We start from the raw sequence: 22340 nt of genomic DNA on the forward strand, positions 1-22340 counted from the left end.
AAAGTTCTGGGAAAGTTCGGGAGTCCGTCGGCGGCCCCTATTGTGCTCGGACACGCGGACGGATTTAGTCGGGCTTCACATTGCATTGCCGGGCACTGTACAAATGAATTGGCAATAGCCGATACTCGGCACATCAAGGCCGTTGAGCTGTATCGACGTGCCGCACGAAGGGACCGATATTCGTGGCGCAAAAAGTCGTGGTCACTCTCTTTGACGACATCGACGGCTCGGAAGCGGCCGAGACGATCGCCTTCGGACTCGACGGCAAGTCGTACGAGATCGACCTGAACGAAGCCAATGCCGGGAAACTGCGCGAGGCGCTCGCGCCCTACGTCGAGGCCGGCCGCAAGCGGTCGCGGTCCGGCAAGGCGTACAAGCAGACGGAGGTCGCCCCCGACCCGGCGGCCGTCCGCGCCTGGGCCCAGGCGAACAGGATGGACGTCCCGGCCCGCGGACGCATCCCCAAGAAGGTCTACGAGGCGTTCAGCGCCGCGCAGTGAAGCCCGCGAAGGGGCAGTCCTCAGGGTCCGTCAGCGGGCCCTGGGGGCCGTGCACTTGGGACGGGCGGAGGGCCGCCGGGGGAACCGACTTGCGCTACCCCCCTGCTGATCAGCTAATGTCTGGGACACGCCGAGGGGCGAGGCCGAGAGGCCGGATCCCGAGGACATGCGGGTGTAGTTCAGTAGTAGAACATCCCCCTTCCAGGGGGAAGGCGCAGTGTGCAATTCCTGTCACCCGCTCTGGCGCCGGCCGTCACGACCACTGTTGTGGATCAGGTAGGCTGGTGCTCGCACCGATCGGTGGGAGCCGATCGGAGGCAGTGCGGACGTAGCTCAGTTGGTAGAGCGCAACCTTGCCAAGGTTGAGGTCGCGAGTTCGAGCCTCGTCGTCCGCTCGGGAATCAGACCCCGGTCCACTGGACCGGGGTCTTTTCGTGTGCCCGTGTGCTTCCCCCGCCTCGGGGCTCTGACATTTGTCATGCCCGGCGATGACACCGCGCACTGCCGGGCCGCGCCCGGCGCCGGGACGCTGGTTCCATGGACAAGGACGAACACGAGCCCGTGATCGAGGTCACCGACCTCAGGCGTGTCTACGGGGGCGGGTTCGAGGCGGTACGCGGGATCACCTTCTCCGTGGCACGCGGGGAGATCTTCGCCCTGCTCGGCACCAACGGCGCGGGCAAGACCTCGACGGTGGAACTGCTGGAGGGACTCGCCGCTCCGGCCGGGGGCCGGGTCCGGGTCCTCGGCCACGACCCCTACCGCGAGCGGGCCGCCGTACGCCCCCGCACCGGCGTGATGCTCCAGGAGGGCGGCTTCCCCGCCGAACTCACCGTCGCCGAGACCGCCCGGATGTGGGCGGGGTGCACGAGCGGTGCGCGCCCCGAGCCGGAGGTGCTGGAGCTGGTCGGGCTCGCGGACAAGCACCGGGTGCGGGTCAAGCAGCTCTCCGGCGGTGAGCGGCGCCGCCTGGACCTGGCGCTCGCACTGCTCGGCGAGCCGGAAGTCCTCTTCCTCGACGAGCCGACGACCGGGCTCGACGCCGAGGGCCGCCGGGACACCTGGAAGTTGGTGCGGAACCTGCGCGACGCCGGTACGACCGTGCTGCTCACCACGCACTACCTGGAAGAGGCCGAGGGCCTCGCCGACCGGCTCGCCATCCTGCACGAGGGCCGCATCGCCGCGTCCGGGACCCCGGCGGAGGTCACCGCAGGCCGCCCCTCCCGGATGTCCTTCGAGCTGCCCGAGGGCTATTTCCCGGGGGACTTGCCGCCCCTCGCCGACCTCGGCGTCTGCGACCACGAGAGCGACGGCAGGACGGTGCTGCTGCGCACGGCCGAACTGCAGCGGACCGCCACCGCCGTCCTGGCGTGGGCCGAGCGCGCCGGCGTCGAACTGCGCGGCCTGGACGTGCGCTCGGCCTCACTGGAGGAGGCGTTCCTGGGGATCGCGCGTGAACGGGGGATGACGTCGTGAGCGGGGCTGGCGCGGGAACGGGGCGGCCCGGCGACGCGCCAACGGAGCGGCTCGGCAAGGAGGCTCTCGGCGCGCGAACGGCGGGGGCGGCGGGACCGGCGGCGGAACGGAAGGGCGCGGCATGAACAGGGTCGAGGCGGAACCGGCGGACGGCGGCCCCGGCGCGGAAGGGCCCGGAACGGAAGGGCCCGGAACGGAAGGGCCCGGAACGGAAGGGCCGGGCATGAGCGGGGTCGAGGCGGAATCGGCAGGAGGCGGTGTGAGCGGGACCGGCACGGGGGCGGGACGGGGCGGCGTCAGTGGGGTCCGTCGGCGAGCGGTGAGCGGATGGAAGGGCGGCCCGGGACCGGGGGCGCTCGCCCCCGTGGCGCGGCGGCTGCGGGCGTTGGCACGGGCCGAACTCGCCCTGCTCGGCCGCAACCGGGGAGCCGTCTTCACAGCGCTGGCCATGCCGCTCACGCTGCCGTTCGCCATGCGGCCCGCCCTCGACGATCTGGACCTGAAGAAGGAAGGGCTGGACATCGGCACGGTCCTGCTGACCACCGCGATCGGCTTCTCCTTCCTCTTCGCCGTCTACACCTCCCTGGTCAGCGCCTACGTCGCCCGCCGCGAGGAACTGGTCCTCAAGCGGCTGCGCACCGGGGAACTGTCCGACCCCGAGATCCTCACCGGCACCGCCCTGCCCGCGATCGCCCTCGGTCTGGCCCAGGCCGTCGTGCTGTCCGCCGGCTGCGCCGCTCTGCTGCACACCGGGGCACCGAAGGCGCCGTACCTGCTCCTGCCAGGCCTGCTCGCCGGGCTCGTGGTCAGCGCCGCGCTCGCCGCGCTCACCGCGTCGTTCACCCGGACCGCCGAGAGCGCCCAGGTGACCGCCCTGCCGATGGTGTTCGTGTCCATGGTCGGCTCCGGGATCACGGTGCCCACCGAGGTCATGCCGGAGCGGCTCGCCTCCGTCTGCGAACTCCTCCCGCTGTCCCCGGCGATCCGCCTCATCCGCGCCGGCTGGTCCGGTCAGCTGGGCACGCACGAGACCCTGGGCGCCCTCGCGACCGCGCTGGCCTGGACGATCGTGGCGGTGTTTGCTGTACGACGGTGGTTCCGGTGGGAGCCGCGGCGCTGAGGAGGGGGACGCGCGGATGCTCAGGCGCATGCGGGGATGGCAGCAGCGGCACTGGCGGGCACGGAGCAAGGCCGAACGGGTCGAGCTGTACACGGTCGTCACCTGGTACGTCACCACCTGGTTCTTCTCGCTCTGCTGGATGCTGCTGCCCCTGGTCGGCGGTCTCGACCACCGGCCCGTGGCGCTCGTCCTCGGCGCCTCGCTCGTCCTGGTCGCGGCCCTGCAGTGCGCCGTCTCCAACCGGCTCACCCGGCGCGCGCTCGACCACTACCTGGGACGCACCCGGCTGCCGGCCCGCGCGCACCGCACACCGGCCGTCCTGCTGGCCTCGGCACTGGCGCTGACCGTGGCACTCGCCGCGCTGGACGCGGCCGACCCGGTGACGATCCGGCTGGTGATCGGCGCCGCCCTGCTGCCGTTCGGGCTGCTCCTCGGACTCACGGTCCCGGTCCGGGTGTTCCTGCGCCGCTCGGCGGTGCTCGCGGTGATCCTCATGGGCGCTTTCGGGCTCGCCGACCGCGACGGCCTCGGCATCCTCGTGACCGGCGTGATGGCCGCCTTCCAGACGCTGTTCTCGCTGCTCGCCTGCCGCTGCGGCGCCTGGACCCTGTCCGTGCTCTGGGAGGCGGAACGGGCCCGCGAGACCGAGGCCCGGCTCGCCGTGGCCGAGGAGCGGCTGCGGTTCGGCCGGGACCTGCACGACGTGCTGGGGCGCAACCTGTCCGTGATCGCCCTCAAGAGCGAGCTGGCCGTCCAACTGGCGCGCCGAGGCCGCCCGGAGGCCGTCGAGCAGATGATCGAGGTGCAGCGCATCGCGCAGGAGTCCCAGCGTGAGGTCCGGGACGTCGTACGCGGGTACCGCGAGGCCGACCTCGGTGTCGAACTGCTCGGCGCGCAAGGCGTGCTGAGGGCCGCCGGGATCGACTGCGAGGTCCGCGCGGACGCCGGGCGGCTGCCCGGCGAGGTGCAGTCCGCGCTGGGCTGGGTGGTCCGCGAGGCGGCCACCAACGTGCTGCGGCACGGGGACGCCGGCCACTGTGCGGTGGGATTGCGGGTGCGAGAGGGGCTGGTGGTGCTGACGGTGGAGAACGACGGGGTGACCGATCCGAGTCGCGGCGCCGGCACCGGCGTTGAGCGGCAGGATGGGCCGGGCGGTGGTGGTGGTTCGGGCATCGCCGGGCTGCGGGAAAGGCTGGCCGCGGTGGACGGGACGCTGGAGGCGGGGGTCGTCGGCGAGGGCCGGTTCCGGGTCGTGGCCGAGGTGCCGCTGCGGGACGGTGGGACGTCCACGGCCGTCACGAGCGGGAAAGTGAGCGAAGTCACGTCATGAGCGGTCCGGTACGGCTGTTGCTCGCCGACGACGAACACCTGATCCGGGGGGCGCTGGCCGCCCTGCTCTCGCTGGAGGACGACCTGCTGGTCGTCGCGGAGGCAGCGAGCGGACCCGAGGCGCTGGCGATGGCCCGGGCGCACGCGCCCGACGTGGCCGTGCTCGATCTGCAGATGCCGGGCGCCGACGGTGTGAAGGTCGCCACATCCCTGCGGACCGAACTGCCCGGCTGCCAGGTGCTGATCGTCACCGGGCACGGGCGTCCCGGGCACCTGAAACGGGCGCTCGCGGCCGGTGTGCGCGGATTCGTCCCGAAGACGGTCAGTGCCCAGCGGCTCGCCGAGATCATCCGGACGATCCATGCCGGAAACCGTTACGTCGATCCCGAGTTGGCCGCCGACGCGATCTCCGCCGGGGACTCCCCGCTGACCGCGCGGGAGGCGGAGGTCCTGGAGCTGGCCGCCGACGGCGCGCCGGTCGCGGAGATCGCCGAGCGGGCCGCGCTGTCAGCCGGGACCGTGCGGAACTACCTCTCCTCGGCGGTCACGAAGCTCGGTGCGGAGAACCGCCATGCGGCAGTGCGTCTCGCACGGGAGCGAGGTTGGGTATAGTTGCTCTCGCGCCACGGCGCAGTGCGGACGTAGCTCAGTTGGTAGAGCGCAACCTTGCCAAGGTTGAGGTCGCGAGTTCGAGCCTCGTCGTCCGCTCCACGGAGAAGCCCCCGGTTCCGGCCGGGGGCTTCTCGCGTTCGCCCCGGCTCCCGCCGGGGCTCCCGCATCAGGACCAGCTGACGCCGGTGAGGCGCTCGTACGCCTCCACGTACTTCTGCCGGGTCGCCGCCACGACCTCCTGCGGCAGCGGCGGCGGGGGCTGCTCGCTCGCGCGGTCCCAGCCGGACTCGGCGGAGGTCAGCCAGTCACGGACGAACTGCTTGTCGTACGACGGCTGCGCGCGGCCCGGCTGCCACTGGTCGGCCGGCCAGAAGCGGGAGGAGTCCGGGGTGAGGACCTCGTCGGCGAGGACGAGGTCGTCGCCGACGAAACCGAACTCGAACTTGGTGTCGGCGAGGATGATCCCCCGCTCGCGGGCGATGTCCCGGGCGCGGGAGTACACGGCGAGAGTGGCCTGGCGCAGCTGGGCGGCGGTCTCCGCGCCGACCTGGCGGGCGACCTCCTCGTAGGACACGTTCTCGTCGTGCTCACCCACCTCGGCCTTGGTGGCGGGCGTGAAGATCGGCGCGGGCAGCTCGGAGCCGTCGACCAGGCCTTCGGGGAGGGCGAGGCCGCAGACCGTGCGGGACTCCTTGTACTCGGCCAGACCCGAGCCGGTGAGGTAGCCGCGGGCGACGCACTCCACCGGAACCATCCTCAGCGACTTGCAGACCAGCGTGCGGCCCGCCCAGTCGGCCGGGGCGCCCGCGGGCAGCTCGGTGCTGATGACGTGGTTGGGGGCCAGGTCGCGCAGCTGGTCGAACCACCACAGGGACAGCTGGGTGAGGACCCGGCCCTTGTCGGGGATCTCCGTGGGCAGCACCCAGTCGTAGGCGGACATGCGGTCGCTGGCGACCATCACGAGGTCGCCCGCCTCGTTCCGGTACAGCTCGCGCACCTTTCCGGTGTGCAGGTGCACCAGGCCCGGAACCTGGATCGGCTCGGGCTTTTCTACGAATCCGGACACGGTTCCTCCCCGTGGTTCTGTCCAACGCCTCGATTCTCCCTTATCGGAAGGATCGGTTTCGGTCAGGGGGGTCGGCCGCGGGCCGCCGGGGATCGGCCGGGGGTCGGCCGGGGCCCACCGGGGGGCAGTCGCGTTGGTCAGTCGCGTTTGCAGATGCGGTCCAGGAGGTTCGCCGTGGCGCGCTGGACGCGGGGGTCCACGTGGCCGGGGCGGTCCAGCGCCGGTGACCAGGCGAAGGTGCCGGAGGCGAACACCCAGGCGCCGGACGGTGCCCGGTACAGCGAGGTCTCCTGGTGGCGCAGGGCGCCGTCCCCGTCGGTGTAGGGCGAGTGCGCGAGCAGGATGCGCTCGTCGTGCGGGGGCAGCGGGGTGCGTGGGAAGTAGCGGTCGGCCTCGCCTGCGACGAGGCCCTCGATCTCGTCGCCCTCGTGCGCGCCGGTCGACTCCCACAGCCAGTGGCCGGCGTTGCGGACGATCAGCGGGTGCGGCTCGGGCACCCGGCCCGCGTACTGGATGCCGACCAGCTGCTGCTCGGGCCGGTCGATCTCCCGCCACAGCACCGGCCTGCCGGGGCCCTTGCGCTTGCGGCAGGTCAGCAGCCGGTCCGGGACCCCGGACGGCGACGGCCCCAACTCCACTCGCCAGTACATGGTGTTGGCGGACAGGAAGACCAGCGAGGTGCCGCGGTCGCGGGCGTCCTCGACGGCCCGGCGCATCGGCACCGACCAGTACTCGTCGTGCCCGGGGAAGACCAGGCCCCGGTAGCGGGTGGGGTCGATCCGGCCCGCGTGCAGGTCGCGGGCGTCGGCGTAGGCGAGGTCGTAGCCGTAGCGCTCGGCCCAGCGGATGAAGTCGTAGGCGTGGCCGACGTGCAGCGGCAGGCCCGCGCCCGCGTAAGGGCGGTCGAAGGAGACCGTGGTCGCCGCGTCGGCCTCGCCGAGCAGCCGGCCCTCCTCGTCCCAGGCGTGGTAGAGGCTGGCGCCGGTGTGGCCGTCCTCCGGGTAGAGGTTGTAGGCCTGCCAGGTGATGTCGGGCAGCAGCAGGAGCAGGTCGGCGGGGTGGTCGTCGCGGACCGTGAACGGCACGTGGGAGCGGTAGCCGTCGGCCGTGGTCAGAACGGCCACATAGGCGCCGATGCTCCAGTGCGAGGGCACCTGCAGGCGCCAGGAGAGCCACCAGTGGTGGCAGGAGACCGTCCGGTCGGCGGTGAGCGGCGGGGCCTGGACGATGCCGGACAGGCGCGGGCTGGTGGTGATCTTGGCGGCGCCGTCGCCTCCGTAGTGGCCGATCCGGTAGATGTCGACGCTGAACTCCTGCGGCGGGTCGACCGTGATGTGGAAGTCGATCGCCTCGCCGGGCGTGACGGCGCCGGTCGCGGTGAAACCCTTGATCTGGCGGTGCACGTCGTCAGCCGAGCGGGGCCCGGGACCGGCCGCCCGGGGCGCGGGCACCCGGGCCCCGCCCGCGGGGCCGAGCGGCTGCGGAGTCGGTTCGACGTACCAGGGCACGACGTGTCCCGTGTCGTCGAAGTAGGTCTCACTGCCACGCAGCCAGGGCACCGGGCCCTGGCCGAAGGGGTCCGTGACGGCGTGCGCGAGTGCTCCGGACTCCCAGCGGCGGATGTGGTCCGATGCCATGATCGCTCCCCTCCCTCGTGCCCTCGTGTCGTCTTCGCGGTGCTCGTGGTGCTTCTGATGTTCGCGGTACCGGCGGTGCTCGAGGTGCTCTGTGCTCGGTGTGCCGGGGTATGTCGCCAGCCTTTGCCAAAGGCGTGGGCTGTCCCCAGCACATCACATAACGCACGTGCCCGGTCACTAGTCGTTGCTAATTGACCTGAACTGGAAGTCGTTTTTCCGTTACGCCGGTCCGGGTGGGACGCACGGCGTGGGCGGGAGGGTCAGACGAGCCGTACGGGCTTCTCGGCGCGTATCCCGGACGCGCTCAGCCAGTCGCGCAACGGGCCCGGGTCTCCCTCTTCGATCAGACTGAGCACCCTGGGCGTCAGGTCGGTGGCCCGCTCCCCGCCCAGCAGCAGGGACGGGCCGTCCAGCCAGTCCAGGGCCGGGATCGCGCCGGCGGTGTCGACGGCCGCGCAGCACACCATCGCCTTCACGTGATCGGCGAGCAGTTCGCGGGCGGTGCGCGGGGGCTGCAGGGGGACCAGCGGCAGGCCGCCGTCGTCCCACAGGGCGCTCTCGGGGCTCTGCCCGACGGCACTCGCCCCCCTCGGCACACCGGCCTCCTCCCGGGCCAGCTCGGCGCTCAGCCCGGCGGCGAGAGCGGAACTGCGCTCGGTACCGGGGTCGGCGTCGTCTTCTTCGTCGTGGAAGGCGGAGGGGTCGTCGAAGACGGAGGCGTCGTGATCGGCGAAGGAGCCGTGATCGGCGGCGGTGTCACGATCGGCGGAGGAGCCGTGATCGGTGGAGGAGTCGCGATCGGCGGAGGAGCCGTCGAAGGGGAGGGAGGGGCCGGTAGCGGCGGAGGTGTCCCGGGACTGCGCCGCCTCGTCGGCGTGGGGCGCGGTGGAGGTGCGCGGGGTGTCGGTGTGCGGGGCGTGGGTGTCGCCCGGGCCGACGTTCCCTGAACCGGTGCCTTGAAGGACGGTGCCCTCCAGGCCGGTGTCTCCGAAGCCGGTGTCCCCCGGCCCGGCGTCTTCGAGGCCGGTGTCCTCGATCCCCGTGTCTTCGAGGCCGGATCCTTCTCGCCCGGTGCCGTTCGCCGGGGCCGGTTCGGTCAGGTGGTCCAGGACGCGGGCCAGGGTGGGGCCGCCCGGGTCGGGGGTCCTGGGGTCCAGGGAGGGGCGGACGCCGAGGGCGTCGAGGACGCGGTGCAGGCGGGCCGCGTCGGCGCGCCAGGTGCGGTCCACGACCTCCTCCGGGTACGCCGGCCAGTCCACCGGGGCCCAGTCGGGGCCGCACTCGGCGGGGCCGCCGTGGAAGAGGCGCGCCGCGAGCAGCGAGGCCGCCTCGTCCACCACGCCGGGCTCCTCCAGCAGGTCGCACGCGGGGCGCTCGCCGAGCCGGGAGGTGAAGCCCTCGGCGAGGCGGTCGCGCCGGGACAGTTCCGTGAGCGCCGCCACCACGCCCGCGTCCAGGCGGGACGGCCAGCGGCCCATGCGCCAGGCGGGCAGCGCGACCCGGGTCAGCAGCCGGTCCCAGCCGGCGTAGGCGAGGCCGACCTGCTCCTGGGCGACGATCCGCAGGCCGTAGTCCACCGCCTGCGCCCGCTCGGCTGCCGCCGCGGCGACCCCGCGCTCCATCAGCGCCGCGTGTTCCCGGCAGCCGCTCAGCAGCAGCCGGGCCACCCAGCCGAGGGCCGCGCAGACTCCGCGGGTCAGCGGGCAGCGGCCGGGCGTCGCGGCGACGGCCACCGCCGCGTCCAGCCCGCGCACGAAACGGCGGGCGGCGGCTATGTCCGGGTGCGCGGACGGGCCCGTACCGGCGACGACCGGGGCGAGGACCGCACGCAGTTCGCCGACCCTCATCCACCACAGGAACGGTGAGCCGATGACGAGGACCGGTGCGACGGGGGTGCGTCGGGAGGCGTGCGGGCCCGGGTCCGCCGGCTCGCCGGACGCCGGACCCGGCGGGGGTCCGTGGGCCGAGTGCGCGCGGTCCTCCAGCCAGCTGTCGCAGTCCGGCGTGAGCGCTATGGCCGACGGGGCCGGCACGTCCAGGCGGTCGGCGAGGTCGCGCACCATCCGGTACAGGTCGGGGGCGGACTTCTCCGGGACCGGCACCGTGGGGCTCACCGCCGGACGGGCCCGGGCCACGACCAGGGCGATACCGGTGGCGGCCAGCAGCACCAGTACGGCGAGCACGCTCACGATCCAGCGGGCCGCGTCCCAGCCGGGGCCGACGAGTTTGCCCGTGGAACCGCCGCTCAGCAGGATCACCGCGGCGCCTGCGGGCAGCAGGGCCACCGCCAGCGCCCGGCCCCGGACCCGCAGCACGGCGAGGGCCCTGGAGCGCGCGGCCTGCGCGCCCATCTCCACACCGATTCCGGTCACGTGCCGACCTCACCCCCTCCCTGCCGGTGCCGTGCCGTCCTGGTCTTGCTCACTCCCCCACTGTGGCACCCGCCACCGACATCGCAATGCCGGTGGGCCAAGTGCCGGAACGCTTGCGCGGCACCCTAGTTGGGGCTTCGGCCCACGTCAGCCGGATGGGGGATTGCTCACTCGATGGAATGGCTTTGGTCAGAGCTGGGTGACAGAAAGCAAAGATCGGGCCCCGGATTCGGTTCCGGGGCCCGATGGGGTGCGGGGGCGGGCGTCGTGCCCGCAGGCGTAGCCTCGCGGGTCCGGCCTAGGCCTGCGCCGCCTTCGCCGCGATGTCGGTGCGGTGCTGCGAGCCGTCCAGGTGGATCCTGCCCACCGCCCGGTAGGCCCGCTCGCGTGCCTCCGCGAGGTCCTTGCCGGTGGCCGTGACGGACAGCACGCGCCCGCCGGCGCTGACGACCGCGTCGCCGTCCTGCCTGGTCCCGGCGTGCAGTACGAACGCGTGCGGGGCGTCCTGGGCGGCCACCTCGTCCAGTCCGGTGATCGGGTCGCCGGTACGGGGGGTGCCGGGGTAGTTGTGCGAGGCGACGACGACGGTGACGGCCGCGTCCTCGCTCCAGCGCAGGGGTGCCAGGTCGGCGAGGTTCCCGGTGGCGGCGGCCATCAGGACACCGGCCAGCGGGGTCTGCAGGCGTGCCAGCACGACCTGGGTCTCCGGGTCGCCGAAGCGGGCGTTGAACTCGATGACCCGGACACCGCGCGAGGTGATCGCGAGCCCGGCGTAGAGCAGACCGGAGAAGGGCGTACCGCGACGGCGCATCTCGTCCACGGTGGGCTGCAGCACGGTGTGCAGCACCTCGTCGACCAGCTTGGGGTCGGCCCACGGCAGCGGGGAGTACGCGCCCATGCCGCCGGTGTTGGGGCCCTCGTCGCCGTCCAGGGCGCGCTTGAAGTCCTGGGCGGGCTGCAGCGGGACGACCGTCTCCCCGTCCGTGACGGCGAACAGGGACACCTCGGGGCCGTCGAGGAACTCCTCGATGACCACGCGCTCACAGCCGGCCGCGTGTGCCTTGGCGGCCTCGACGTCGGAGGTCACCACCACGCCCTTGCCCGCGGCGAGCCCGTCGTCCTTGACGACGTAGGGGGCGCCGAAGGCGTCGAGGGCCTCCGCGACCTCCTCGGCGGTGCTGCAGACGTAGGACCGCGCGGTCGGCACCTCGGCCGTCGCCATGACGTCCTTGGCGAAGGCCTTGGAGCCCTCGAGCTGCGCGGCCTCGCCGGACGGGCCGAAGACGGGGACGCCAGCCGCGCGCACGGCGTCGGCCACACCGGCGACCAGCGGGGCCTCCGGGCCGACGACGACCAGGTCGGCACCGAGGCCGGTGGCCAGCCCGGCCACCGCCGCGCCGTCGAGCGCGTCGACCTGGTGCAGCTCGGCGACCTCGGCGATGCCGGCGTTGCCGGGGGCGCAGTGCAGCGCGGTGACGTCGGGGTCGAGGGACAGGGAGCGGCACAGGGCGTGTTCGCGGGCGCCGCTGCCGATGACGAGGACCTTCACGGGGGTCAGCCTATCGGCAAGGTTGCCGAAGGCCGGGCGCCGGGGAAGCCGTACGTTCCTACAAGGGCCCTTCTGGGGCTGCTCGCGGAGCGGGCTACTCGTTGGAGAACTCCTCGACCACCGTCGCCCCCAGTTCCCGCACGATCAGGTCGTGACCGGAGAGGGCCGACTCGTCGAGGTCGGGGTCGTCGTCCTCGGGGATGTCGTCCTCGGGGGCGACCGGAGGCGGCTCGGGGGCGGCCGTGGACCGTGGGGCGGCGGGGGGCGCCGCCAGGGCTGAGGCGGGGCCGCCCTGCGCGGAGGACGGCTGCGCGGAGGCCTGCTGCGGGGAGGACGGGGCGGCCGCGGGCCGGGGCGCGGCCGGGGCGCCGTAGCCACCGCCGCCGGTGGGAGCGCCGCCGTAGCCGCCACCGGCCGGGGCACCGCCGTAACCGCCGCCTCCTCCGAAGCCCGACGAACCGCCGGCCGACGGGGCCGAGCCGCCGCCGGACGGGTCGACGACCGGCTCGATCTTCCACTGCACGCCGAACTGCTCGGCCAGCGCCTGCCGCAGCACGTCCTCGCTGCCGCTGCCCGCGAAGTTGTCGCGGGCTCCGGCGTTGACGAAGCCGATCTGGAGGGTGGTGCCGTCGAAACCGGCCACATGGGCGTTCTGGCTGAGCAGGATCCAGGTGAAGCGGCGGCGGTTCTTGACGGCCTCCAGGATGTTCGGCCAGAGGGCTCGGGGGTCCAGGCCGCCGGCGGGAGCACCCGCGGGCGGGGGCGGAGCGGAGGCTGCCTGGTGCTGCGGCTGCGCGGGGGCCGGGGCAGGGGCCGAGCCGGAGGCAGGAGCGCGGCCGGGGGCCGGGGCCTGCCCCTGCTGGGCACCGGCCGGGGCCGCCGCCGTGGGCCAGCCCCCGGGGCGCCGCCCGCTGCCGGCGGAGGCGGCGGCGGCGGCGGGCCAGGATCCGGGGGCGGCGGCAGGGGCCACGGAGGCCGCTGGAGGCTGCGCTGCGGGTACGGGGGCGGGGGCCGGTGCTTCCCTCTCGGCCGCAGGGGGCACCGCAGTGGGCGCGGGGGCCATGGAGGCGGCCGGAGCGGCGGCAGCGGCCCCGGAGGCGGCCGGAACGGAGGCAGGGGCGTCCGGCGCGGAAGGCGTGGCGGGGCCGCCGGCTCCGCCCGCGGGGCCGCCCGTGCCCCGTACCGCCGCCCGGGCGGCAGCGGGTCCGCCCCCGGCCGGTACGGGTGGTACGGGTGCACCGGCGCCATGGGCCTCGGGACCGGGCACGTACCCCATGGCGGGCGCGCCGGCGCCGCCGGAGAAGTTGACGCCGCGCTCGAGACGGTCGAGGCGGGCCATCACGGACCGCTCGTCGCCGTAGGCGGCGGGGAGCAGCACGCGCGCGCAGATCAGTTCCAGCTGGAGGCGGGGCGAGGTCGCGCCGCGCATCTCGGTGAGGCCCTCGTTGACGAGGTCGGCGGCGCGGCTCAGCTCGGCCGCGCCGAAGGTGGACGCCTGGGCCTGCATGCGCTCCAGGACGTCGGCGGGGGCGTCGAGGAGCCCCTTCCCGACGGCGTCCGGCACGGCGGCGAGGATCACCAGGTCCCGCAACCGCTCCAGCAGGTCGGCGACGAACCGGCGCGGATCGTTGCCGCCCTCGATGATCCGGTCCACGACCTCGAAGGCCGCGGCCCCGTCACCGGTGGCGAAGGCCTCGACGACCGAGTCGAGCAGGGACCCGTCGGTGTACCCGAGCAGGGAGGTCGCCATGGCGTACGTCACGCCCTCCGCGCCCGCGCCGGCGAGGAGCTGGTCCATGACGGACATGGAGTCACGCACCGACCCGGCGCCCGCGCGCACGACGAGCGGCAGCACGCCTTCCTCGACCGGGATGTCCTCCCGTCCGCACACCTCGGCGAGGTAGTCGCGCAGGGTCCCGGGCGGCACGAGCCGGAAGGGGTAGTGATGGGTCCGCGAGCGGATGGTCCCGATGACCTTCTCGGGCTCGGTGGTGGCGAAGATGAACTTGAGGTGCTCCGGGGGCTCCTCCACGACCTTCAGCAGCGCGTTGAAGCCGGCCGAGGTGACCATGTGGGCCTCGTCGATGATGTAGATCTTGTACCGGCTGCTCGCGGGCCCGAAGAAGGCCTTCTCCCGCAGCTCACGGGCGTCGTCGACGCCACCGTGCGAAGCGGCGTCGATCTCGATGACGTCGATCGACCCCGGGCCGTTCCTCGCCAGGTCCCGGCACGACTGGCACTCCCCGCACGGCGTCGGGGTGGGACCCTGCTCACAGTTCAGGCAGCGGGCCAGGATGCGCGCGCTGGTCGTCTTCCCGCACCCACGCGGCCCGCTGAACAGGTACGCGTGATTGACCCGGTTGTTCCGCAGCGCCTGCTGCAGCGGGTCGGTGACATGCTCCTGCCCGATGACCTCGGCAAAGGTCTCCGGGCGATAGCGGCGGTACAGCGCGAGAGACGACACGCATACGAGGTTAATGGCGCCCACCGACAACCGGCCCCGCCCGAGGACGGCCGGGAACGCAAGGGCCCCCCACGCACCCGCCAGAGCCGACCTACCCTTGCTGCCTTCCGGCCCTGGGGGAGTTCAGTCAGATAGCGCCGCGTGAGGGGCTGCGCCCACAGTACCCGATCCGGGCCTGCGGCAACGAGTTCGCGAGCACTCCCCTCGGTCATGTAATGTTTCCGGCGGAGGATTCGCCTAGAGGCCTAGGGCGCACGCTTGGAAAGCGTGTTGGGGGCAACCCCTCACGAGTTCGAATCTCGTATCCTCCGCCAGTGCCTCACCGGGCACGATGTCGAAGGGCCCCACTGTTCGCAGTGGGGCCCTTCGACGTCGTCCGTCTCGGTCTGCGTCTCAGCCGGTCTTTCCCTCGGCCGGGCGGCACCCGGAGCGCGTCGCCGACCTGCTGAGCGACCTTGCGGAGCATGACTCCCGTCACATTCACCCGCATGCACCGGGCTCGCACGCGGGTCACTCCCCCGAGCTCCACGCCCGTGATCGAGTCGATCACGACTTGCGGACACCGAGGATCAGGAGGACGGCCGCGGCGGTGTGCCGAGCGTCGTACAGACGGCCGTCCCGGCCACCACCGTCCCGAAGCAGCCGCTTCCAGGCGTGAAAGTCGGTGTTCGGGCTCGGCGGCCCTGAGGCGAAGACGTACCCCTTGCCCTCCCAGTCGGCGCCGGCCGCGCTCCTGGTGCTGGCACAGGGTCTTGATCAGCGGCCGCGACCGTCGTGGTAAGCGCGTGCGCCGACGTCCTGGGACTCAAGGCCGTGTGCGGGACACCTGCCGACGCAGCCCCCATGCCCTGAACCGGCCGCTCACGAAGATGCCGACGCCGGCGGACAGCGCGATCAGCACGACGGAGGCCCCGCCGTCCACTGTGACGTGGTGACCCCGGGGCGCCGAAGCCGCCAGAAGAGCGCCGCTCCCAGCAAAAGCCACGGCGGCTACGGCAAACCCGATCGCCATTTCAGCCCACCACATTGCCTGCGTCGGTCGATTCGCCATGGCGTGGTTGTACCTCACGCCTTCCCGCGGTACCGCAGCGAGGTACTTTCCCGCTCGCAGGTCCTGCGGAAGCTGACATCAACAGATGGGGACGCGGGCGGTCAGACGCGGTTCTCAGCGGCAGTTCAGCCGAGACCGGCAGCGAGTTGGCCGCTGTCCTCAGCTTCCCCTGATCGACCTGATGAGGATGAGGCAACACCTCCAAGCCGTTCCGCCGACCGCGCTTACACTGCCACTCACAAAGCCGAGGAGCAGAGCATGGAGGACGACAGCATGGCGGATGTGTCCAGGTTCCCTGGGCGAACAGGTCGCGTCGTAGTGCTCGCCTTGGTGTCTTGCGGTTGGGTGGCCGCCCCGATCTCCACATTCATAGAGATGCCCCACATCACTTGGCCCGGATCGGTCCTGTTTCTCGTAGTCGGCGCGTTTCTTGCCCGGGAGTGGCGACGTGTCTGGCGTCGAGAGGCCCCGTACGACGTGCAGCGGCGGGCTCTCAAGTTTCCGAACTGAGACCGGTCACCCGTGGAACCGGGCGGATGAGTCGCCGCAGAGGGAACCGCAGGATCGCCGCAGCCGTGACTGCGTCTGTGCGTGAGTGGAGGGACGAGGAGGGTTGGGGTGTCCTCGATTCGCCTGAGACGCCCGGAGGGTGCCTCGGCCACTACGCCGACGTACAGGCGCCCGGCTTTCCCACACTGCCCACGGCGCGAAGCCTCCTATGGGCTTCCACTGCAGGTCCCACAACCCGTTGGGGCGCAAGAATCGCTATCTGGTAACGAAGTTCAGGTACTCCGCCCTCCCGATACGCCGCGCCGGCGTGGCGAGCACGCTCGTCAGCATCGAGGTCGATTGAGCTGCCGATGTGTTTGAGTTCGTTCCGCGTTCGGGTTAGCGCCGACAGGTAATCCCCGTACAACTGTCGTCTCAGATCGAACAGCCTGGTCGACTGATCGCGCTTCCAGCGAATTCGATCAGCAAGCAGTGTGGAACCGACGCCCATAACCGCGCCGAGGCCGGTCCCCCAGAGCGTCCCCCAATCCATGCAAGCCCCCCGTTCGCCGGTTCCGACGTCTGCCCACCACTTCGCCGGCTCTGTTCACTACGAGGGTGTGAAGCCGGCGGACCGGTCGAGGTGGAACGCGGGGCCCGTAGCCGTCGGAGTCCACCCCTCACACAGGGCAAGCCGAACGGCCGCAGCCACACCAGACGGCAGTACAGGCTCAGCCTCGCGACCGATCCAGTTGCTGGGATGCGGCTGACTGGTGGTGACGACGAGCGTCCTGCCTGGCGTGTCCACGTGCTCGACCGCGAATGTGCACGGCGACCAGGCCAGGCCCTGGTGGTACGTCGGCCTGCCTCGCAGACGCCAGCGGTAGGCCGTGCCATCGACAACGATCTGTCGTGATCCCTTGCCGGCCAACGCCATGACGCCCCCTCCAACAGTGGCGATGCTGGCGAACTCGGCACCACCGTCCGTCTCAGTTTCCGTCTCGTCCAGCGCCGTTCACGGACGTTCAGACGAGACCGGAGGCGGTAGCCGGTCAGACAACCGGCCGCCCATGAACGCGGGTGAACGGCCCCCCCGTCCGGGAGCGAGCCGCGCGGGCATCGCCGCCTGTAGGCTCGCCCACCCGCCGCTGGTGAGGAGCAGGAGTGTCATGGAGCTGGCGCCGTCGACGCTGAACCGTCTCGCGAACAGCGTCCTCGGGGCGGCCCCGGCGGCTGGGGCCATCGCATGCGCGGTGCAGGCCGACGGCGCCCTTTCGCGACTCGCGGCTTGCCTCGGCGCGATCGGGTTCGCGGTGATCGCTGTCAGGGATTACCGGCTCGGCGTGAGCTGCCGGCGCGCGACACTGGTGATCCGCGGATATCTGCGCACACGTGTCATCCCCCGAGAAAGCATCACGGGGATAACGGACTTCCCGGCGGTCAGATGGACGACTCACAGGGGGCGCAAGCGGTGGACCCCCATCACGGCGTTCGTGACGAGTACGGACGAGATCTCGGCAACCCGGCTTCACAAGGAGCGCGCTCTCGGGAAGCTGCAGCGGTGGGCGCGACCGTAGGGGCCTGGCCCCGACAGCCATGAGCCCCTGCGGCCTGGGTGCCCCATCGGCCAGCAGGTCTCGATGTTCCTGCAAGTCCCCGCCGGACGCTGCAACCACGGACCGCATGGGAGCGTCACTTGCGGTGACCGAGCCCTGTCGCCTCCTTGGAGGGCATCCGTTGTCGGTACCGCCTCTGCCGCCGTCCCTGCTCCCGCCGCGTGGGCAGTCCATGGCGGTGTGGATACGGCGCACGTTCCGCTCGCGCAAGGCGTTGTCGGGCGTCACCCAGTGGTTCATCGACTGGGGCATACCGATCTTCCTGGTCATCGGATTCGTCTGGGTGTTCGGCGCCGGCCGCTCCGAGAAGGGCTGGAGCGGCATCTACAGGGTGTTCACGCTCATCGACCGGCCCGTGCACGTATCGTCCTGGGGCGCATCGATACTTGGCTGGCTGCTGGTACCAGCGCTGATCGGTGGAGTGGCAGGTCATGTGATCGCCGCCCGGATGCAGCGGGTCAAAGAGATCGCGACCAACCAGCTGTTCCAACGAAGGGGCCTGAAACGCCGCCTCAAGCCACCGGGCAGGATCACCTTCCTCGAGTCACTGCATCTGAAGAGCGCGGAGGACCAGGAGTTCCTGGACCGCTACGTCAGACGGGCGCACCGGGGAGACTGGAAGAAGGCTCAGGACCACTGGGAGGTCCTCGTCCGAGACGTGCTCTGCACGGTCGAACTGGCGGAACTGGATCGCAACGAGGCGCTCGAATCCGCCGAGAGTGTCGCCCGCGCGGTGATGTGGGTGACCGGCTACCAGGACAAGTGCCTCGTGTGCACCGCACGCGCCCACCAACCATGACCCTCCGGAAGGACCGTTCCGATGCAGACACGAAGCGTCGTGGAGATCGCTCGCGCCGCCCTGCGCGAGATCTTTCCCACCGCTCCCGAGGACGGCCTTGACGAGGGGGCACGTCACCTCGCCCGCTGGGGAGTCGAGGGTCACGGAACCGGGCTGGGCAGCTCGGCGGCTGCGCTCATGTACATGGACCTGGCCGGTGCGGCCCAGGAGAGGCACGTGCCCGACGACGTCATCGCGGCCGGCGAGGTTCGCGCCGGCACCCGGACCTGGCGTGCCCCATCGCAACTGGGCTGACCATGAGAGCCTGATCAGCTGGTCCGGGGGAGGCCGATGGAGCGCCGTCCCGCGCGGGACCCGGCGAGGCCGAGCGCCCGGGTGAGGACCCGTGTGAGGGCCCAGCGCGCACTGTCGTGGTGGACCGGACGTCAGAGGTCGAGCTGGTACTCGAACGTCGTGTGGGTCGGCGCATAGCCGAGCGCGTCGTTGATGCGCGTCATGTGCGGGTTGTTGTCGGCGGTGTCCGTCAGCAGGCCGCCGAGACCGGGGTGCCGTTCCAGGGCGTGCCGGACGGAGACGGCCTTCATCCAGGGTCGGCACGACGACCAGTGCTTAAGGATTGCTCCATGTGGGTTCAGCGAGTGATCGAACTGACCGGGTGGGAACCGCTCGGGATCTCCGTCGACTGGGCGGCGGTCGAGCAGGAGCTGGGGGTTCCGCTGCCGGCGGACTACAAGGAGCTGTACGAGGCGTTCGGCGGCGGCGTCTTCGGTGATTCCGTCTACTTCCTGGGGCGCGACGAAGGCCTCGGGACGTTCGACTTCCTGAGACAGTGGCGGGCCGACCTGTCGGTCGACCGGGACGCCGGGTTCGGGGCCGTCTCCGCCGTCGCGCCCTATGCGATCTACACGCCGGGGGGCAAGGGGCTGGTCGAGTGGGGCTCCACCGAGTGGGCCGACGAGTACTTCTGGCTGCTCGATGCCGAGCGGCCGGGCGATCACCCCATCCTTGCGCGGTCCAACGACGTGGGCGGATGGAATCGGTACGACATGTCGACGTCCGAGTTTCTCTACCGCGTCCTCGCGGAGGCCGATTTCCGGCCTTTCGGGATCGCGCAGTACGACCTCGGCGCGACGTTCGAACCCGGATCCGGCGGTCTTTCCGGGGACGGCCCGACTGAACCGTCAGTCCCGTGAACCGTCAGGCCCGTGCACGGTCGCGCGTCACGCCCCGGACGGTGCCGCTCAGCCGTCGCGACCGCTCGCTTCCGCCTTAGCCCCCGCCCCCGCCCCCGCTTCCTGCGCCGCGTCGGCGATGGCCTGCAGTGCGGCGAGGTGGCGTTTCAGGGCCGTACGGCCGGCCGGCGTCACGGAGAGCCACGTGCGCGGGCGCCGGCCGACCGCTCCCTTGCGGATCTTGAGGTACCCGGCCTCCTCCAGGGCGGTCGCGATGCGGCTGACGCTCGCGTCGGAGACCTGGCAGTAGTCGCGGACGGCGGCGAACTCCGCTTCGGCACAGCCGGCGAGGAAGGCCATCATGGTCAGCCGTGTCGGATGGTGGATGACCTGGTCCAGTGCCGGCGGCACGGCGGGGTTCATGCCGTGCGCTCCGACGCCTCGAGCGTCGCCGCCGCCTCGGAGCGGAGGGCGTTCCTGCGGGACTCCCGCCACCACAGGGAGCCTCCCGCGAGGACGCCCAGCGCGATCGCGCCGACGCTCCGTCCGAACGCGAGGAACGCCAGGCCGGCGACCGCGTAGGCGAGTACCGGCAGTCCTTCGAGGAGGAGACGCTGCCCCTTGCTTCCGCGCGATGGCCACGCGCGCACCCGCATACGCAGCGCGCGCACCGCGCACATGACCGGGAAGGCCGCGAGCGTCGTGATCATGACGACCAGCAGTGCGGGCCGCCACGCCGCACCATTCGCCCCGTACAGGAGCGGGGCGGTGGCCAGGGCCATGCCGATTCCATGGGTGACGCCTGCCAACGGGGCCCACCACGATGCGTAGGGGGGCGGGGTGCTGGCGGTCAGCCTGGCCCGCTGAGCCATCCGTAGATCGGCCGTCGCCCTGAACGCTCCCGTGTACTCATCGCGTGACACGTGTCCCCCATCTCCCCGTGGTCCCGGAGTCGTTCGACTCCTCGGCTCTCATCAGTGTCGCACGTACTTTTGTAATGCAAAAGTACTTACGGACTTACGGACTGGCAGGCTGACGGACCGACAAGCACCAGCCGGCTGAAAAGCGATGGGCCGCAGGCCGGTCCGGCTGGTAGCTTTCGTGCGGCCGTGAACCGCCCGAGGAGGTGAGACCCATGAACGCTGTATCCGTATGGGTGCTCCCCCTGTTCGCCACGGCCGGGCGATCGACATAGGTGTCGCCGGGAGCGCCTCACGAGCAAGGCACTCCCGAAAGGCACTACCTATGCACTCTCTCCGTTTCACGGCCGAGACGTCGTCGGACGGCGTGGTCGAGCGCGACTTCACCGTGGGCGAGGTCCCCGGCGTGCTCTGGTCGCCCGTGTCCGGTCCCGGACGGGCACCCCTGGTGCTGATGGGTCACGGCGGCGGCACGCACAAGAAGTGGCCGGCGATGAGCGGCCGTGCGCACCGCTTCGTGACCGACTGCGGCTTCCACGTCGCCGTCATCGACGCGCCCGGCCACGGCGACCGGCCGCGTACCGCGCACGACGAGGCGGAGATCGCGGCGCTGTACCGGGCGCGGGCGGCGGGCGAACCGGAAGGCCCCGTCGTGGTCCGTTACAACGCCCATCTGGCGGAGCGCGCCGTACCCGAGTGGCAGGCGACCCTGGACGCGCTCCAGGAACTCCCCGAGATCGGCCCGGACGGACCGGTCGGCTACTTCGGCCTGAACATGGCCACCGCGATCGGTGTGCCGCTGACGGCCGCCGACCCCAGGATCCGCGCCGCGGTCTTCGGCCTGCACTGGCCCGATGCCCTGGCCGAGGCGGCGAGCCGGATCACCGTCCCGGTCGAGTTCATGCTCCAGTGGGACGACGAGCACATCCCGCGCGAGTCCGGTCTCGCGCTGTTCGACGCCTTCGCCTCGAAGGAGAAGACGTTGCGGGCCAACGCCGGCCGGCACAAGGAACTGCCCAGGTTCGAGGTCGGCAGCGCGGTCCGGTTCTTCGCCCGGCACCTCGGCCGGGCGGTCGCCCCGGCCGCCTGACAGGAGCGGTGGGACGCCCGGCCTGACGGAAGCGGTACTGGCGCCCGGCCCGCCGGCCGGGCGCCGCCGTCGTGTCTCAGGCCGCTCGGCCAGGCCGCTTCCCGGGTGCCGCCACGGCGGCGGCCGCCTCGGCCACGTGTACCCGGTGCCGGGGCAGCGCCCTCCGGGGCGGCCTGGTCATGGTGATCTGGCGGACCACCTGCTGGAAGCAGGCCAGCGAGGCGAAACTCGGCAGGGCGGCGACCGCCGTGTCGACGACGTTCTTCGGCGCCGGTGCGACGCAGAGCGTCATGGCGATGGCGGAGAAGGCCAGGAGCATGCACCAGGAATGGAAGGCCCGGCGCTGGTGCAGCGCCGCACGGAAAATGGCGAGCGCCGCCACGAGCCAGGGGCCGAACACCAGAATGGGCCACCAGGAAACGACGTCACTGTGCGACTGGGAAACCGCCACGATACGCAATGGGTCGTAAGCGATGAGGCCGCCGAAAATACTCACGGCGGCTGCGACGACGGTCGCCAGTGCGGCGATGCAGTAGCTGATGACCCGGATTCCGCTCGGACGCTGCCGTGCGCGGACCTTGCGATGCCCTCGGCGAGGCCTGTTCACCGGGGGCAGTTCCGCTGTGATTTCCTCGAGGATCTCACGATGGCTTTTCGGGACCGGATCGCCGAGGTGGTCCTCCTTGCGGGCGGAGGGGATCCTGGGCTGCTGCTCCTCGATGGCGTCCCGCAGCATGAAGGCCAGTTCCTCCGCGGGATCCCAGCTCGCTTCCGGCGGGATCAGGGGCGCGTTCGAAGGCGCGCCCAGAGGAGAGTTCAGGGGGGAGCCGAGGGGGGAGTTGAGAGAGTGGTAGAACGTCTCGGTGGGCGTCCAGTGCCCGTCCCCGACGCTCTGGTAGCCGTCCGAGTAGTCGGCGGCCGGATCAGGGTAGTACCCCATTCGTTCGTGATACATGACGCGAATGGTCATTCCGCCCGTGTGCCACTGAACCAGTATTCCGTGCTCGCCCAGCGTCTCGACAGGTCCCTTTCCAAGGCGCTCATGGTATCCATGAATTCCTGAAGAACGTCCTCGGTC

General features: G+C 71.7%; 19 protein-coding genes, 4 tRNA genes, 1 other RNA gene and 1 pseudogene. 15 read left to right on the forward strand and 10 right to left on the reverse strand.

All coding sequences use genetic code 11. From position 1 onward, the window contains the following. The first annotated feature begins 182 nt into the window (after nt 1-182). The 8 genes from IE177_RS15420 (at nt 183) to IE177_RS15455 (ending at nt 5136) form a co-directional block, all read left to right on the forward strand. Entirely contained in the window at nt 183-500 is a 318-nt protein-coding gene (locus IE177_RS15420; RefSeq protein WP_190015906.1) for a histone-like nucleoid-structuring protein Lsr2, read from the forward strand. A gap of 168 nt (nt 501-668) precedes the next feature. Next, nucleotides 669-740: transfer RNA gene (locus tag IE177_RS15425), tRNA-Gly, on the forward strand. 82 nt (nt 741-822) lie between these two features. Further along, nucleotides 823-895, forward strand: a tRNA-Gly gene (locus IE177_RS15430). Between the two features lie 142 nt (nt 896-1037). Continuing rightward, nucleotides 1038-1976: an ABC transporter ATP-binding protein gene (locus IE177_RS15435; RefSeq protein WP_190015907.1), complete on the forward strand. Its 939-nt coding sequence runs from the start codon at nt 1038-1040 to the stop codon at nt 1974-1976. A gap of 319 nt (nt 1977-2295) precedes the next feature. Further along, nucleotides 2296-3096, forward strand: coding sequence for an ABC transporter permease (locus IE177_RS15440; protein WP_229816048.1), 801 nt, complete (start codon nt 2296-2298; stop codon nt 3094-3096). 28 nt (nt 3097-3124) lie between these two features. Beyond that, nucleotides 3125-4426, forward strand: coding sequence for a sensor histidine kinase (locus tag IE177_RS15445; protein ID WP_229816049.1), 1302 nt, complete (start codon nt 3125-3127; stop codon nt 4424-4426). After that, entirely contained in the window at nt 4423-5037 is a 615-nt protein-coding gene (locus IE177_RS15450) for a response regulator transcription factor (RefSeq protein ID WP_190015910.1), read from the forward strand. Before IE177_RS15445 ends, IE177_RS15450 begins: the two co-directional genes overlap by 4 nt. Nucleotides 5038-5060: 23 nt before the next feature. Next, nucleotides 5061-5136: transfer RNA gene (locus tag IE177_RS15455), tRNA-Gly, on the forward strand. 67 nt (nt 5137-5203) lie between these two features. Here IE177_RS15455 and IE177_RS15460 read toward each other — a convergent pair. The 6 genes from IE177_RS15460 to ffs form a co-directional block, all read right to left on the reverse strand. Continuing rightward, entirely contained in the window at nt 5204-6103 is a 900-nt protein-coding gene (locus tag IE177_RS15460; RefSeq protein ID WP_190015911.1) for a phosphoribosylaminoimidazolesuccinocarboxamide synthase, read from the reverse strand. A gap of 137 nt (nt 6104-6240) precedes the next feature. Then, a complete protein-coding gene (locus tag IE177_RS15465) occupies nt 6241-7740 on the reverse strand; it encodes a N,N-dimethylformamidase beta subunit family domain-containing protein (RefSeq protein WP_190015912.1) in 1500 nt (499 codons plus the stop codon). A gap of 260 nt (nt 7741-8000) precedes the next feature. Continuing rightward, complete coding sequence (locus IE177_RS15470) at nt 8001-10091, reverse strand: hypothetical protein (RefSeq protein ID WP_444545620.1); 2091 nt, start codon at nt 10089-10091, stop codon at nt 8001-8003. Between the two features lie 319 nt (nt 10092-10410). Continuing rightward, nucleotides 10411-11661 (reverse strand): phosphoribosylamine--glycine ligase, encoded by a 1251-nt coding sequence (purD, locus tag IE177_RS15475; protein ID WP_190015914.1) that lies wholly within the window; start codon nt 11659-11661, stop codon nt 10411-10413. Nucleotides 11662-11755: 94 nt separating this feature from the next. Further along, nucleotides 11756-14125, reverse strand: a complete 2370-nt coding sequence (locus tag IE177_RS15480; protein WP_190015915.1) for a DNA polymerase III subunit gamma and tau — start codon at nt 14123-14125, stop codon at nt 11756-11758. Nucleotides 14126-14183: 58 nt separating this feature from the next. Beyond that, nucleotides 14184-14278, reverse strand: an RNA gene (gene ffs / locus IE177_RS15485) — signal recognition particle sRNA small type. 73 nt (nt 14279-14351) lie between these two features. On the opposite strand from ffs, the gene IE177_RS15490 reads away from it, so the two are divergent. From IE177_RS15490 to IE177_RS15505, 5 genes are all read left to right on the forward strand, one after another. Continuing rightward, nucleotides 14352-14439 (forward strand) — tRNA-Ser (locus IE177_RS15490). 1273 nt (nt 14440-15712) lie between these two features. Next, on the forward strand, nt 15713-15952 hold the full coding sequence (locus tag IE177_RS34795) for a hypothetical protein (RefSeq protein WP_373305092.1): 240 nt from the start codon (nt 15713-15715) through the stop codon (nt 15950-15952). Between the two features lie 882 nt (nt 15953-16834). After that, nucleotides 16835-17242 (forward strand): hypothetical protein, encoded by a 408-nt coding sequence (locus IE177_RS15495; protein ID WP_190015916.1) that lies wholly within the window; start codon nt 16835-16837, stop codon nt 17240-17242. A 160-nt stretch (nt 17243-17402) separates the two neighbouring features. After that, complete coding sequence (locus IE177_RS15500) at nt 17403-18080, forward strand: DUF6313 family protein (protein ID WP_229816051.1); 678 nt, start codon at nt 17403-17405, stop codon at nt 18078-18080. Nucleotides 18081-18101: 21 nt separating this feature from the next. Continuing rightward, nucleotides 18102-18374, forward strand: coding sequence for a hypothetical protein (locus IE177_RS15505; RefSeq protein WP_190015917.1), 273 nt, complete (start codon nt 18102-18104; stop codon nt 18372-18374). A gap of 131 nt (nt 18375-18505) precedes the next feature. On the opposite strand, the pseudogene IE177_RS15510 reads toward IE177_RS15505, so the two are convergent. Continuing rightward, nucleotides 18506-18667: pseudogene (locus IE177_RS15510) on the reverse strand (GNAT family N-acetyltransferase); the annotation flags it as partial. 51 nt (nt 18668-18718) lie between these two features. Here IE177_RS15510 and IE177_RS15515 point away from each other — a divergent pair. Continuing rightward, nucleotides 18719-19273, forward strand: coding sequence for an SMI1/KNR4 family protein (locus IE177_RS15515; protein ID WP_190015918.1), 555 nt, complete (start codon nt 18719-18721; stop codon nt 19271-19273). A gap of 48 nt (nt 19274-19321) precedes the next feature. Here IE177_RS15515 and IE177_RS15520 read toward each other — a convergent pair whose 3' ends face one another. Both IE177_RS15520 and IE177_RS15525 read right to left on the reverse strand, forming a co-directional pair. After that, entirely contained in the window at nt 19322-19675 is a 354-nt protein-coding gene (locus tag IE177_RS15520; protein WP_190015919.1) for a transcriptional regulator, read from the reverse strand. Continuing rightward, nucleotides 19672-20034 carry a hypothetical protein gene (locus IE177_RS15525; protein ID WP_190015920.1) on the reverse strand — a complete coding sequence of 121 codons (363 nt, stop codon included), beginning with the start codon at nt 20032-20034 and terminating at the stop codon, nt 19672-19674. The genes IE177_RS15520 and IE177_RS15525 overlap by 4 nt, the downstream gene beginning before the upstream one ends. A 463-nt stretch (nt 20035-20497) precedes the next feature. On the opposite strand from IE177_RS15525, the gene IE177_RS15530 reads away from it, so the two are divergent. After that, a complete protein-coding gene (locus IE177_RS15530; protein WP_190015921.1) occupies nt 20498-21262 on the forward strand; it encodes a dienelactone hydrolase family protein in 765 nt (254 codons plus the stop codon). Nucleotides 21263-21338: 76 nt separating this feature from the next. On the opposite strand, the gene IE177_RS15535 is transcribed toward IE177_RS15530, so the two are convergent. Then, a complete protein-coding gene (locus tag IE177_RS15535) occupies nt 21339-22217 on the reverse strand; it encodes a DUF2637 domain-containing protein (RefSeq protein ID WP_190015922.1) in 879 nt (292 codons plus the stop codon). Nucleotides 22218-22340: the final 123 nt, after the last annotated feature.

Source organism: Streptomyces lucensis JCM 4490 (assembly GCF_014650035.1).
Taxonomy (GTDB): Bacteria; Actinomycetota; Actinomycetes; order Streptomycetales; family Streptomycetaceae; genus Streptomyces; species Streptomyces lucensis.

Excerpts from the sequence above, each read along its gene's own strand:
- IE177_RS15435 (WP_190015907.1), top strand. The coding sequence starts at position 1,038 with ATGGACAAGGACGAACACGAGCCCGTGATCGAGGTCACCGACCTCAGG.
- IE177_RS15445 (WP_229816049.1), top strand. The coding sequence starts at position 3,125 with ATGCGGGGATGGCAGCAGCGGCACTGGCGGGCACGGAGCAAGGCCGAA.
- IE177_RS15450 (WP_190015910.1), top strand. The coding sequence starts at position 4,423 with ATGAGCGGTCCGGTACGGCTGTTGCTCGCCGACGACGAACACCTGATC.
- IE177_RS15465 (WP_190015912.1), bottom strand. The coding sequence starts at position 7,740 with ATGGCATCGGACCACATCCGCCGCTGGGAGTCCGGAGCACTCGCGCAC.
- IE177_RS15470 (WP_444545620.1), bottom strand. The coding sequence starts at position 10,091 with ATGGGCGCGCAGGCCGCGCGCTCCAGGGCCCTCGCCGTGCTGCGGGTC.
- IE177_RS34795 (WP_373305092.1), top strand. The coding sequence starts at position 15,713 with ATGAGTCGCCGCAGAGGGAACCGCAGGATCGCCGCAGCCGTGACTGCG.
- IE177_RS15495 (WP_190015916.1), top strand. The coding sequence starts at position 16,835 with ATGGAGCTGGCGCCGTCGACGCTGAACCGTCTCGCGAACAGCGTCCTC.
- IE177_RS15505 (WP_190015917.1), top strand. The coding sequence starts at position 18,102 with ATGCAGACACGAAGCGTCGTGGAGATCGCTCGCGCCGCCCTGCGCGAG.
- IE177_RS15520 (WP_190015919.1), bottom strand. The coding sequence starts at position 19,675 with ATGAACCCCGCCGTGCCGCCGGCACTGGACCAGGTCATCCACCATCCG.
- IE177_RS15525 (WP_190015920.1), bottom strand. The coding sequence starts at position 20,034 with ATGGCCCTGGCCACCGCCCCGCTCCTGTACGGGGCGAATGGTGCGGCG.
- IE177_RS15530 (WP_190015921.1), top strand. The coding sequence starts at position 20,498 with ATGCACTCTCTCCGTTTCACGGCCGAGACGTCGTCGGACGGCGTGGTC.
- IE177_RS15535 (WP_190015922.1), bottom strand. The coding sequence starts at position 22,217 with ATGTATCACGAACGAATGGGGTACTACCCTGATCCGGCCGCCGACTAC.